The 12,579-nt window shown below is 68.9% G+C and carries 8 protein-coding genes and 1 tRNA gene; 6 read left to right on the top strand and 3 right to left on the bottom strand.

Translation table 11 applies throughout. The features are described 5' to 3' along the window. Positions 1 to 192 precede the first annotated feature (192 nt). Together test1122_RS08990 and test1122_RS08985 are read left to right on the top strand one after the other, a co-directional pair. Positions 193 to 696 carry a YwqJ-related putative deaminase gene (locus tag test1122_RS08990; protein ID WP_232268634.1) on the top strand — a complete coding sequence of 168 codons (504 nt, stop codon included), beginning with the start codon at positions 193 to 195 and terminating at the stop codon, positions 694 to 696. An 8-nt stretch (positions 697 to 704) separates the two neighbouring features. Next, the gene (locus test1122_RS08985; protein ID WP_232268633.1) at positions 705 to 1,247 is read left to right on the top strand and encodes an SUKH-3 domain-containing protein; all 543 of its coding nucleotides are present in this window, start codon (positions 705 to 707) and stop codon (positions 1,245 to 1,247) included. Here test1122_RS08985 and test1122_RS08980 read toward each other — a convergent pair. Further along, the gene (locus tag test1122_RS08980) at positions 1,228 to 2,529 is read right to left on the bottom strand and encodes a sensor histidine kinase (protein ID WP_232268632.1); all 1,302 of its coding nucleotides are present in this window, start codon (positions 2,527 to 2,529) and stop codon (positions 1,228 to 1,230) included. The two genes, test1122_RS08985 and test1122_RS08980, sit on opposite strands and share 20 nt — an antisense overlap. A 210-nt stretch (positions 2,530 to 2,739) precedes the next feature. Here test1122_RS08980 and test1122_RS08975 point away from each other — a divergent pair. Beyond that, positions 2,740 to 2,811, top strand: a tRNA-Gln gene (locus tag test1122_RS08975). A gap of 111 nt (positions 2,812 to 2,922) precedes the next feature. Here the strand turns inward: test1122_RS08975 and test1122_RS08970 are convergent. Both test1122_RS08970 and test1122_RS08965 read right to left on the bottom strand, forming a co-directional pair. Then, entirely contained in the window at positions 2,923 to 4,533 is a 1,611-nt protein-coding gene (locus tag test1122_RS08970; protein WP_232268631.1) for a sodium/solute symporter, read from the bottom strand. Beyond that, positions 4,530 to 5,012: a DUF485 domain-containing protein gene (locus test1122_RS08965; RefSeq protein WP_232268630.1), complete on the bottom strand. Its 483-nt coding sequence runs from the start codon at positions 5,010 to 5,012 to the stop codon at positions 4,530 to 4,532. Before test1122_RS08965 ends, test1122_RS08970 begins: the two co-directional genes overlap by 4 nt. 382 nt (positions 5,013 to 5,394) lie before the next feature. On the opposite strand from test1122_RS08965, the gene test1122_RS08960 reads away from it, so the two are divergent. The 3 genes from test1122_RS08960 to mfd all read left to right on the top strand — a co-directional run bounded on the left by test1122_RS08960 (position 5,395) and on the right by mfd (position 12,541). After that, complete coding sequence (locus test1122_RS08960; RefSeq protein WP_232268629.1) at positions 5,395 to 6,216, top strand: ABC transporter ATP-binding protein; 822 nt, start codon at positions 5,395 to 5,397, stop codon at positions 6,214 to 6,216. Beyond that, on the top strand, positions 6,213 to 8,792 hold the full coding sequence (locus tag test1122_RS08955; RefSeq protein WP_232268628.1) for an ABC transporter permease: 2,580 nt from the start codon (positions 6,213 to 6,215) through the stop codon (positions 8,790 to 8,792). Before test1122_RS08960 ends, test1122_RS08955 begins: the two co-directional genes overlap by 4 nt. Positions 8,793 to 8,932: 140 nt before the next feature. Further along, positions 8,933 to 12,541, top strand: coding sequence for a transcription-repair coupling factor (mfd, locus tag test1122_RS08950; RefSeq protein WP_232268627.1), 3,609 nt, complete (start codon positions 8,933 to 8,935; stop codon positions 12,539 to 12,541). The last annotated feature ends 38 nt before the right edge of the window (positions 12,542 to 12,579 follow it).

Below are 12,579 nucleotides of genomic sequence, written 5' to 3'. Positions count from 1 at the left end.
CCCCCTGCTGCGTCTGGCTGTCGAGGCACAGCCTATGTGGTCTCGCCATGCGGTCTCGCGAGCCCCGGACCGTACCTGGTCCTGTCACGAGGTTGGGACATGTTCAGCACAGGTCCAGACTTCCGCAACACCCCCGGTGTTTGGCAGAGTCGATCTCGCACAGGGGGGATGGACGGGGAGAAAGGCGGCACTATGCACACAGCTTCGTATACGGGAGACCCCCGCATCGGCTGGGGGACCCACGGCCAGTCGGCCATCGGCACGGCGCCCGTCCTGCGCCACCGCCGCGACGGCATCATGCCCACCGTCGCCGCCGCGCTCTCCGTCCGCGGCACCACACTCACCTGCACCGCCAGCAAAGCCGAACGGCCACCCACCCTTCACCCACTCGTCCAGGACTTCCTCGACACCCTCACCACCGACCGCCGCGAACGGCACACCGGACGCTGTCCCGAAGCCGTTCTCCTCTCCCGCTACCTCACCTCCGCCGAGGCCTCCCGCTCCAAGCGCTCCAGCCGTAAGCCCTTCACCGGCGGCGACGCACGCCGAGCCCTCAGGCAGGCCAAACTCACCACCCGCCGCATCCGCGAACACGGCGATCCGCAGCACGGCACCTACGCCCCGCCCTGCCGCTCCTGCACCGCGCTTCTCGCCCACTTCGGCGTCCGCGCCGTCGACGCCGCCAGCACCCGATGACCCCCGCCATGAACAGCCGGTTCCCGGCCGCCGTCGATGCCGCCCTGCGCGCCGCCGGCTGGCAGCCCGGCCGCTGGGACATACGCCAGGCCGAGGTCTGGGCCGACACCCTGCGCGCCCACCTCTCACCCGCCGGCCACCGGCACATGGTCTTTCCGGCCGCCGTCGAAGCCTGGGCCGAATTCGGCGGGCTGCGCATCGCCGGCACCGGGCCAGGACGCCATATCGCCCCCACCCCACTGCGTATCGACCCCGAACGCGGCCTCCACTGGGCCCGTACCCTCTCCGACCTCGGCCGCGCGCTGGATACGGAGATCGCCCCACTGGGCGAGGAGTTGCGCGGGGAGTTGCACGGGGAGTTGCGCGGGGAACCGGGCGGAGAAGTGAGCGAGGAAGACGACGGCTCAGCGCTGCTCGCCATCGACATGGAAGGCCGCGTCTACAGCCTGGACCACAGCGGTGACTGGTATCTCGGCCCGCATATCGACGCCGCCCTGACCACCCTCGTCACCGGCGCCAAGCCAGTGCGGCTCACTTACGGTCAGGGATGACCGCCGACACCCGGAAACCCCCGGCCGTCGTCGGCCCGGACACAAAGCCCCCACCCAGCGCGGTGACCCGCTCCTTCATCCCCACCAGACCATTGCCACCGCTGGGCAGCCCGGCGTCCGCCACCCCGGCCGCCGGAGCCGCGTTCTCAATCAGCACCGCGACCTCCGATGGCCGATGCGCCAGCCGCACCTGCGTCTTCGCCCCGGCCGCGTGCTTGTGCACATTGGTCAGCGCCTCCTGCACCACCCGGTAAGCGGTCTGCTCCACCGCCACCGGATAGGGACGCGACTCCCCCTCCACGGACAGCTCCACCGCCATCCCGGCCGCCCGTGACTGACCGATCAGCTGATCCAGTTCCCCCAGCCGTGCTCCGGCGTCACCGGCCTCCCGCTCCACCGCGGCCGCCGCGAACTGAGCCACCCTCGCCAACGGCCTCTCCTCCTGCGGCACCTCGTGCGCCCGCAGCACACCCAGCATCGTCCGCAACTCCGTGAGCGCCTGCCGCCCCATATCCCCGACCAGCGCCGCGTTCTTCGCCGCCTTTTCCGGATCCTTCAGCGCCACCGCCTGCAACGCCGCCGCGTGCACCACCATCAGGCTCACCCGGTGCGCGACCACATCGTGCATCTCCCGCGCGATCCGGGTCCGCTCCTCATTACGCGCCCACTCGGCCCGCTCCTCGGCCCGGTCCGCCAGCAGCGACAACTCCCGCTCCAGGCCGTCCGCCCGCTCCCGCAACGCGTATACGAGCCGCCGCCGGGCGCCGGCGTACAGACCGAGCAGCACCGGCGGCACGGTCACCACCAGCGCCAGCAGCGTGGCGACCAGCGCCAGGAACCAGCCCGGCCCGGTGAGGTCTTCCTGTCCGCTGCTCTCCCGCATCTGGACGAGGGCGATGATGAAGACGCCCAGTGCCTGCATTCCGGCCAGCAGCCCGATGATCCGGCGCGGCACCTCGGAGGCGGCCAGTGTATAGAGCGCGACAATGCCCAGGAGGTGCCCCATATCGGCGGGGATGACCGCGATGGACATCAGCACCACAGCGATGGGCCACCGCCGCCGCAACACCAGCGTCGCCCCGGCGATCACCCCGAGCAGCACGCCCAGCCCCACCGGAATCCCGGCCTCACCCGCGAAGACGATGCCCTGCAGGACACACTCCACCGTGGATATCACCGCGAGTGAGATATCAAGCACCGCACTCCGCGGCCGCGCCCACCACAGCGGCCCCGGCCGCCGCGCCCGTTCCCCGGCGCGGACGTCTTCCCCCGTCTCGGTCATACCGACCAGACTACGACCGGCCGCCAGCCGTTTTCCCGGGGGCGTACGGGGGGCGCACGACCTGCGCACGACCTGCGCCTTTCCCCGCGGCGACGTCCGTGTGCCGGGCGGCGCCGATCTTTACCGTCGCGTTGAGGGGTGGTCGTACGGCATAGTGGTGGGGGCCAGTTCGGCAACCCAGCGAGGTGTTCGAATTGGTACCTATTGCTATCCGCTGTGGTGTAATAGGCAGCACTGCTGGTTTTGGTCCAGTAAGTCCGGGTTCGAGTCCTGGCAGCGGAGCAGAGCTTATGTGCGGGTCCTGACCTTTCGGTCAGGACCCGTCGTCATTTCCGGGTAGCTCCCTCCGCGGGAGGGCTCCCAGCCAGCTCTTAGCCAGCTCCCAGCCAGCTCCTAGCCAGGGGCGTCCGTACCGGCCAGAATCCGGGGTTCTACGGCCTCGTACCGCTGCTGCTCCCGCTGTTGGGTGCGGCGGTCGCTGAATACCGTGCCCAGCCAGCCGAGCAGGAAGCCCGCCGGGATGGAGATCAGGCCGGTGGTGTGCAGGGGGAACCAGCTGAAGTCCCGGCTGGTGATCAGGGCGTGCGGACCGCCGGAGACGACGCTGGAGAAGGTCAGGAGCACCAGGACACAGAGGCTGCCGCCGATCAGAGTGGCGAGGAGCCCGGTGCGGGTGTAGCGGCGCCAGAAGAGGCTGTAGACCAGTGCGGGGGTGATGGCGGAGGCGCCGATGCAGAACGACAGGGTGATCAGCGCCTGGAGCGTCCAGTCCTGGACGAGGATCGCGAGGCCGATAGCGGCCAGTCCGACGCCGAGCCCGGCCAGCCGGGCGGTGGTCATCTCACGGGCGGCGGAGAGCCCGCCGCGGTGTACTCCATGGGCGGCCAGGTCGTGCGCGATTGAGGAGGCGCAGGCCAGGGTCATACCGGCTACGGAGGACAGGAGGGTGAGGAAGACCGCGGTGGCGATGGCGGTGAAGACCAGGGTGGAGAGGGTTCCGGAGCCCTCGACGACGGCTTGGCCGATATGCAGGATGGCGTTGCTGCCCTGGGGGCTCGCGGCGGCGATGTCGCGGGCGCCGATGAGCGCGGTGGCGCCGACGCCGATGACGGCGATGAGCAGGACGACATAGATGACAACGCCGACCGCCCAGGACATGGCGCGCCGTATGGCGGGCGCGCTGTGCGCGGTGTACATGCGCATGGTGACATGGGGGAGGACGGCGGCACCGATGACCACGGTGAGCATGCCGCTGATGGTGTCGAGGCGGCCGGTGAGGTCGGTGCCGAACTGCAGGCCCGAGCTGAGGAAGGCCGGTCCGGCGCCGCTGCCTTGCTGGGCCTGGCTGAGCAGCTCGCCGGGGCTCCAGCTGAAGCGGTCCATGACGAGGATGGCGACGGCTGTGGCGGCGCCGGTCAGTACGACGATCTTGATGATCTGGATGAGGGCAGTGCCCTTCATGCCGCCGATGGTGGCGTAGGCGATCATCAGCAGGCCGAGCACGATGATGCATCCGGTGCGTACGCCCTCGCCGGAGAAGCCCAGTATCAGAGTGATGAGGTAGCCCGCTCCGGCGAGTTGGACCACCATCATCGGTACGAGGGCGAGCAGGGTGACGGCGCTGGTGGTGATGCGTACCGAACGGCTGGGGGAGCGTCGGGTGAGAGCGTCGCCCATGGTGAACTTGCCCGCGTTACGCAGAGGTTCGGCGAGCAGGAACATCAGCAGGAGCAGCGACAGCGCGGTGCTGAGTGCGAGGATGAGGCCGTCGTAGCCGGTGAGGGCGATGATGCCGATGGTGTTGAGGACGGTGGCGGCGGAGATGTAGTCACCGGCGATGGCGAGCCCATTGCGGGTGGGGGACAGGCTGCGGTAGCCGGTGTAGAACTCGCCGAGGTCATCGGCTTCGGCGCTGGTCATGATGCACAGCAGCAGGGTGATGCTGACGACGGCGCAGAAGATGGCCAGGGACAGGGTCTGTGCGGAGGCGTCGAAGTTGTTCACTGGCCGCCTCCCTGGGCGTGCTGGACCCGGCGGGCGAGTGGGTCGACATTGCGCCGGGCGAGGCGTTCATAGGCGATGGCCGCGGCAAAGGCGACGGGTAGCTGGAGCAGCCCCATGAGCAGGCCGATATTGAGTCCGGCGAAGAGGCTGGTGTCCATGAGGCCCGGAGCGAACGCGGACAGCAGGAGAAAGAGGACGAAGTAGCCGAGCGCGGCCAGCGTCATGCTGCGGCGCAGCAGCCGGTAGGCGGAGCGCAGTCGGCGCAGTTCGGCTGTGTTGTCGAACGCGGTGTTGCTGGACACCGTGTTGTGGACAGCGGTGTTGTGGACAGCGGGGTCGTCGAAGGCTGCGTCGTCGAAAGCTGTGTTGCCGAAATGCGTTCGGGGTGGGTGGGGCGGGGGTGGCGGGATGTGCTGGTGGCTGTGCTGCCGGGCGTGCCGGTGGGTGTACTGATGGGGGCGTCCTGCGTCAAATGACATGAGGCGGCTCTTCTGGTGGGGTATGGCCTGGAACTCGCGGGGGAAGAGCGCACGTTACTCACAAGTAGTAAGCGGTGGAAGGATCTTCACAGGATCGCCGCTGAACTGCGATTTATTACTTCGGGTAAGGGTTACGAAGTGTCAACCCCTAGGGGGCGGTACAGGGTTTTGCCCGGCTCTGATTCGTCCTGTCGCAGGACGAGGTGACGGGCCGCTCTCCCTACCGTGGGCCGTGGCTGATCGGGCGTGCCGGAGCGGGAGGGTGGGGCTGGCCCCCGGTCGGATACGCCCATGCGCACCATCGCGGTGCTCACTCTCCGCCCAGCAGGCTGAGTTCAGACGCCGCGCCAGCGCCAGAGCAAACCGATATGGGAGATATACCGTGACTACGGCTGTAGCGAATCCAAGGACCGGGGGCAGTGGGGGAAGCACGGCCGTCGCGGCGCGAGCACGGCAGGTCGTGAAGGCCTACGGCTCCGGCGAGACCGAGGTCCTCGCGCTCGACCGGGTCGATGTGGAGATCGCCCGGGGCGCCTTCACCGCGATCATGGGCCCATCGGGTTCCGGAAAGTCCACGCTGATGCACTGTCTGGCCGGGCTGGACTCGGTGACCTCCGGCCAGATCTGGGTCGGTGACACCGAGATCTCCGGGCTCAAGGACAAGAAGCTGACCCGGCTGCGCCGGGACCACATCGGCTTTATTTTCCAGGCCTACAACCTCCTCCCCACGCTCAACGCGCTGGAGAACATCACCCTGCCCATGGACATCGCGGGCCGTAAGCCGGACCGGGAGTGGATGGACCGGGTCATCGAGACCGTCGGGATGCGCGAGCGGCTGAAGCACCGCCCGAGCGAGCTGTCCGGCGGCCAGCAGCAGCGGGTCGCCGTCGCGCGGGCGCTCGCCGCCCGCCCCGAGATCATCTTCGGCGATGAGCCCACCGGAAACCTGGACTCCCGGGCGGGCGCCGAGGTGCTGGGCTTTCTGCGCCGTTCCGTCGATGAGCTCGGTCAGACGATGGTCATGGTCACCCATGACCCGATGGCGGCCTCCTATGCCGACCGGGTGCTCTACCTCGCCGATGGCCGCATCGTCGATGAGATGCGCCGCCCAACCGCCGAGATGGTCCTGGACCGCATGCTGCACCTTGCGGGGGACGACCCCCACACCGCCGAAGCATCCGACACCTTCGGGCGGGTGTCATGACGGTTCTCAAGACCTCACTGCGCAACTTCTTCGCGCACAAGGGCCGGATGATTCTCTCCGGCCTCGCAGTGGTGCTGTCGGTGGCCTTTGTCTGCGGGACGCTGGTGTTCACCGACACCATGAACACGACCTTCGACAAGCTCTTCGCCGAGACCTCGGCGAACGTCACCGTCTCCCATAAGAAGGCCGGGAACGGCGACGAACGCCCCGCCACCGGCAAGCCCACGACCGTACCGGCCTCGCTCGTGCAGCGGGTGGAGCGGGCCGAGGGCGTGGAGAAGGCCCTCGGCACCACCGCCAGCATGGCCGTGACCGTGGTCGACCGGGACAACAACAACATCGGCCCCACCAGCGGTGCTCCGACCATCGCGTCCAACTGGACCGACCTCGATGTCAAGACGATGGACGTGACCTCCGGACACCCGCCGCGCGGTCCCACCGAGGTGATGGTCGACGCCGATACGGCCAAGAAGCACGGCCTCAGCCTCGGTGACGAACTGCGCACCATCGCCGTCACCGGTGACTTCACCGCCACCATCTCCGGCCTCGCCGCCTTCCAGGTGACCAACCCGGGCGCCGCCGTCCTCTACTACGACGACAAGACCGCCCAGGAGAAACTGCTCGGCTCCACCGATGAGTTCACCCAGGTCTCCGTCATCGCCGCCGAGGGCGTCACCGACGAACTGCTCAAGAAGAACGTCACCGCCGCCATCGGCGACGGCTACAAGGTGCAGACCCAGGAGGAGTTCGCCGCCGAGAACAAAGATGACATCGGCGCCTTCCTCGACGTCATGAAGTACGCGCTGCTCGGCTTCGCCGGTATCGCCCTCCTGGTCGGCATCTTCCTGATCATCAATACGTTCTTGATGCTGGTCGCCCAGCGCACCCGCGAGATCGGTCTGCTGCGCGCCATTGGCTCCAGCCGCAGGCAGATCAACCGGTCCGTGCTCATCGAAGCCCTGCTCCTGGGCATCCTCGGCTCGGTCCTCGGCGTCGGCGCCGGGGTCGGTATCGCCATCGGCCTGATGAAGCTGATGGGCATGATGGGGATGAACCTCAGCACCAGCGATCTGACCATCGTCTGGACCACCCCCGTCATCGGCCTCGTCCTCGGTGTCCTGGTCACCGTGGTCGCCGCCTACCTCCCGGCCCGCCGGGCGGGCAAGGTCTCTCCCATGGCCGCGCTGCGCGACGCGGGCGTTCCCAGCGACGACAAGTCCGGTAAGGTCCGGGCCGCCATCGGCACCCTCCTCACCCTGGCGGGCGCGGCCGCGCTGCTGGGCGCGGCGGGCGCGGACGAGCCGGGCCCCGGTGCGCTGTATCTGGGCGTCGGCGTAGTGCTCACTCTGATCGGCTTCATCCTGATCGGCCCGCTCCTGGCGGGCGTGGTGGTCCGGGTACTGGGCGCGCTCGTCCTGCGGGTCTTCGGCCCCATGGGGCGGCTCGCCGAGCGCAACGCGCTGCGCAATCCGCGCCGTACCGGTGCCACCGGCGCGGCCCTGATGATCGGCCTGGCACTGGTCGCCAGCCTCTCGGTCGTCGGCTCCTCCCTGGTGGCCTCGGCCAACGATGAGCTCGACAGGTCGGTCGGCGCGGACTTCATCATCACCGGGGACCAGGGCAAGGTGATCACCCCGCAGATCGCGGAGGTGGTGCGCAAGGCGCCCGGCCTTGAGCATGTCACCGAGTACAAGGGGCTCGTCGAGGTCGAGCTGACCACTCCCAGCGGCACGTCGGACACCCGCGACCTCATCGCCGCGTCCCCGACCTATGCACAGGATCTGCGCGTCGAGACGGTGGAGGGCGAGCTGGCCGACGCGTACCGCAAGGACGCCATGTCGGTCGACGAGCAGTTCGCGAAGGAGCACGGGCTGAAGAGGGGCGATGAGCTGACCGCCGTCTTCCCGGACGGCACGACCCCGGCGAAGCTGCGGATCGCCGCGATCACCTCCTCGGACAGCACGCTGGACAGCGGGGCGATGTACCTCAGCATCGCCACAGCCGAGCGCTATATCCCCGCGGACAAGATGCCGCAGAACTGGATGATGTTCGCCCAGGCGCAGGAGGGGAACGAGCAGCGGGCCTACAGCGCGCTCAAGTCCGAGCTGAAGCCCTACCCGGGGTACACGGTCCAGGACCAGGCTGACTACAAGAAGCTCCTGGAGGAGCAGATGGGTCAGCTGCTCAACATGGTCTACGGCCTGCTGGCCCTGGCGATCATCGTCGCCATCCTGGGCGTGGTGAACACGCTCGCCCTCTCCGTCGTCGAGCGGACCCGGGAGATCGGTCTGATGCGGGCGATCGGTCTGTCCCGGCGGCAGTTGCGGCGGATGATCCGGCTGGAGTCGGTGGTGATCGCCCTCTTCGGGGCGCTGCTCGGGCTCGGGCTGGGCATGGGCTGGGGCGCGGCGGCCCAGCAGCTGCTGGCGCTGGAGGGGCTCAAGGTGCTGGAGATCCCCTGGCCGACGATCATCACGGTCTTCCTGGGCTCGGCGGTCGTGGGCCTGATCGCGGCCCTGGTGCCCGCCTTCCGGGCAGGCCGGATGAACGTCCTGAACGCCATCGCGACAGAATAAAGCTGGGCGAGGGGTGGGTGGGCGGGAACAAACCACCACGGTGGGAGAGCCGACAACGTCCGGCCGGGCAGCAGCCTGCGAACCACGTACGCTGGAAACTCCCCTCGTGTTGTCCAGCCACCCTGGGACGGAACCCTTCCATGAGCTTGACCGGTCTGCTTGACGCTGTCCTACGGGATCCGGCCCTGGAGGAGGCCGTCAAAGCCGCCGCCGATGGCAATCGGCACCATGTCGATCTCGTCGGCCCGGCGGCCGCGCGGCCGTTTACCGTCGCCGCGCTGGCCAGGTCCGCCGAGCGGCCGGTGCTCGCTGTCACCGCGACCGGCAGGGAGGCCGAGGATCTGGCCGCCGCCCTGCGGTCGCTGCTCCCGCCGGACGGCATCGTGGAGTATCCGGCCTGGGAGACGCTGCCGCATGAGCGGCTCTCACCGCGCAGCGACACCGTCGGCCGTCGGCTGGCGGTGCTGCGGCGGCTGGCGCACCCGCGCGCGGACGACCCCACCGCCGGTCCGGTCAGCGTGGTGGTCGCGCCGGTACGCTCCGTACTGCAACCGCAGGTCAAGGGCCTTGGTGAGCTGGAGCCGGTGTCCTTGAAGCAGGGCGAGACCGCCGACCTCGGCCAGCTGGTGGACGGGCTGGCGGCCGCCGCCTACGCGCGGGTTGAGCTGGTGGAGAAGCGCGGCGAGTTCGCCGTACGCGGCGGAATCCTCGATGTCTTCCCGCCCACCGAGGAGCACCCCCTCCGTGTGGAGTTCTGGGGCGATGACGTTGAGGAGATCCGCTACTTCAAGGTCGCCGACCAGCGCTCCCTTGAGGTGGCCGAGCACGGTCTGTGGGCTCCGCCCTGCCGTGAGCTGCTGCTGACCGACGAGGTACGGGCGCGGGCGGCGGAGCTGGCGGCGGCGCACCCCGAGCTCGGTGAGCTGCTTGGCAAGATCGCCGAGGGGATCGCCGTGGAGGGCATGGAGTCCCTTGCCCCGGTGCTTGTCGATGAGATGGAGCTGCTGCTGGATGTGCTCCCGGCGGGCAGTATGGCCGTCGTCTGTGACCCGGAGCGGGTACGCAGCCGGGCCGCCGATCTGGTGGCGACCAGCCAGGAGTTTCTGCAGGCCTCCTGGGCGGCGACCGCTGGCGGTGGCCAGGCGCCCATCGATGTCGATGCTGCCTCTCTGTGGGGCATCGCGGATGTCCGGGAACACGCCCGTGAGCTGGGCATGCTGTGGTGGTCGGTCAGCCCCTTCGCCGCGGACACTGAGCTGAACGAGGCGGGGCTGGCCGAGGCGGGGCTGGATCAGGCGGGGCTGGACGGAGCGGGCGAGGCGGACGGGGAGCGGGATGACACCCTCCGGCTGGGTATGCGCGCCCCCGAGTCCTACCGTGGCGATACGGCCCGGGCGCTGGCCGACACCAAGGGCTGGCTGGCTCAGGGCTGGCGCTGTGTCTACCTCACCGAGGGCCACGGCCCGGCGGCGCGTACCGCCGAGGTGCTGGGCGGGGAGGGGATCGCCGCCCGCCTCGAAGACGACCTGACCGAGATCGGCCCGTCCGTCGTCCATGTGGCCTGCGGCTCCATCGACAACGGCTTTATCGCCCCGGACCTGCGGCTCGCCGTGCTGACGGAGACGGATCTGTCCGGCCAGAAGGCCGCGGGCCGGGACGCCGCCCGGATGCCCGCCCGGCGCCGTAAGACGATCGACCCGCTGACGCTGCAGGCGGGCGACTTCATCGTGCATGAGCAGCATGGCGTCGGCCGCTATATCGAGATGGTGCAGCGCACGGTCCAGGGCGCGACCCGCGAGTACCTGCTGGTCGAGTACGCCCCGGCGAAGAAGGGCCAGCCCGGTGACCGGCTCTTCGTGCCCACCGACCAGCTGGAGCAGGTCACCAAGTACGTCGGCGGGGAGGCCCCCTCCCTGCACCGGCTCGGCGGCGCCGACTGGACGAAGACCAAGGCGCGGGCCAAGAAGGCGGTCAAGGAGATCGCCGCCGACCTCATCAAGCTGTACTCGGCCCGGATGGCGGCGCCCGGCTATGCCTTCGGCCCGGACACCCCCTGGCAGCGGGAGCTGGAGGACGCCTTCCCGTATGCCGAGACCCCGGACCAGCTCACCACGATCAGTGAGGTCAAGGAGGACATGGAGAAGTCGGTTCCGATGGACCGGCTGGTCTGTGGTGATGTCGGCTACGGCAAGACGGAGATCGCCGTCCGGGCCGCGTTCAAGTCGGTTCAGGAGGGCAAGCAGGTCGCCGTCCTCGTCCCCACCACCCTCCTGGTCCAGCAGCACTACGGCACCTTCACCGAGCGCTACGGCCAGTTCCCGGTGAAGGTGAAGGCGCTGTCCCGGTTCCAGACGGACACCGAGGCGAAGGCGGTGCTGGAGGGACTACGGGAGGGCTCGGTCGATGTCGTCATCGGCACCCACCGCCTCTTCTCCTCCGACACCAAGTTCAAGGAGCTGGGCCTGGTCATTGTCGACGAGGAACAGCGTTTCGGGGTGGAGCACAAGGAGCAGCTGAAGAAGCTGCGCGCCAATGTCGATGTGCTGACCATGTCCGCGACCCCGATCCCGCGCACGCTGGAGATGGCGGTGACCGGCATCCGGGAGATGTCGACGATCACCACACCGCCGGAGGAGCGGCACCCGGTGCTGACCTTCGTCGGGCCGTATGAGGAGAAGCAGATCGGTGCGGCGATCCGCCGGGAACTGCTGCGTGAGGGCCAGGTCTTCTATATCCACAACCGGGTGGAGTCCATTGACCGGGCGGCGGCCCGGCTCCGGCAGATCGTGCCGGAGGCCCGTATCGCCATCGCCCATGGCCAGATGTCGGAAACGGCCCTGGAACAGGTCGTGGTGGACTTCTGGGAGAAGAAGTTCGATGTGCTGGTCTCCACGACCATCGTGGAGTCCGGTATCGATATCTCCAACGCCAACACCCTGGTCGTCGAACGCGGCGACAACTTCGGGCTCTCGCAGCTGCACCAGCTGCGTGGCCGGGTGGGCCGGGGCCGCGAGCGGGGCTACGCGTACTTCCTGTACCCGCCGGAGAAGCCGCTCACCGAGACCGCCCACGAGCGGCTGGCCACCATCGCCCAGCACACCGAGATGGGCGCGGGCATGTATGTGGCCATGAAGGACCTGGAGATCCGGGGCGCGGGCAATCTGCTCGGTGGCGAGCAGTCCGGCCATATCGCGGGCGTGGGCTTCGATCTCTATGTCCGGATGGTCGGTGAGGCGGTCGCCGACTACCGTTCCTCGCTCGACGGCAGCGCGGAGGAAGAGGCGGCCCCGCTTGAGGTGAAGATCGAGCTGCCGGTCGACGCCCATGTTCCGCATGACTACGCCCCGGGGGAGCGGCTTCGCCTCCAGGCGTACCGGGCCATCGCCTCGGCCAACTCGGAGGAGGACATCGCCTCGGTCCGCGAGGAGCTGTCCGACCGCTACGGCAAGCTCCCTGAGCCGGTGGAGAACCTTCTGCTGGTCGCGGGCCTGCGGATGCTCGCCCGCGCCTGCGGCGTCACCGACATCACCTTGCAGGGCAACAACATCCGTTTCTCGCCGGTGGAGCTGCGGGAGTCCCAGGAGCTGCGGCTGAAGCGGGTCTATCCGGGTTCGGTGGTCAAACCCGCGGCGCACCAGGTGCTGGTGCCCCGTCCGAAGTCGGGCGGTGGCATCGGCGGCAAGCCGGTGGTGGGCCGGGATCTGCTGGCCTGGGTGGGTGAGTTCCTGACCACGGTGCTGGGGTCGTAGTCAGCCCCGCTGATTCTCTGTCGGGGCGAGCGCGGTGA

This window comes from Streptomyces gobiensis, from assembly GCF_021216675.1.
Taxonomy (GTDB): domain Bacteria; phylum Actinomycetota; class Actinomycetes; order Streptomycetales; family Streptomycetaceae; genus Streptomyces; species Streptomyces gobiensis.
The sequence above is the reverse complement of the archived record's forward strand: the minus strand, read 5'-3'. Positions and strand labels throughout refer to the sequence as shown.

Excerpts from the sequence above, each read along its gene's own strand:
- test1122_RS08990 (WP_232268634.1), top strand. The coding sequence starts at position 193 with ATGCACACAGCTTCGTATACGGGAGACCCCCGCATCGGCTGGGGGACC.
- test1122_RS08985 (WP_232268633.1), top strand. The coding sequence starts at position 705 with ATGAACAGCCGGTTCCCGGCCGCCGTCGATGCCGCCCTGCGCGCCGCC.
- test1122_RS08980 (WP_232268632.1), bottom strand. The coding sequence starts at position 2,529 with ATGACCGAGACGGGGGAAGACGTCCGCGCCGGGGAACGGGCGCGGCGG.
- test1122_RS08965 (WP_232268630.1), bottom strand. The coding sequence starts at position 5,012 with ATGTCATTTGACGCAGGACGCCCCCATCAGTACACCCACCGGCACGCC.
- test1122_RS08955 (WP_232268628.1), top strand. The coding sequence starts at position 6,213 with ATGACGGTTCTCAAGACCTCACTGCGCAACTTCTTCGCGCACAAGGGC.
- mfd (WP_232268627.1), top strand. The coding sequence starts at position 8,933 with ATGAGCTTGACCGGTCTGCTTGACGCTGTCCTACGGGATCCGGCCCTG.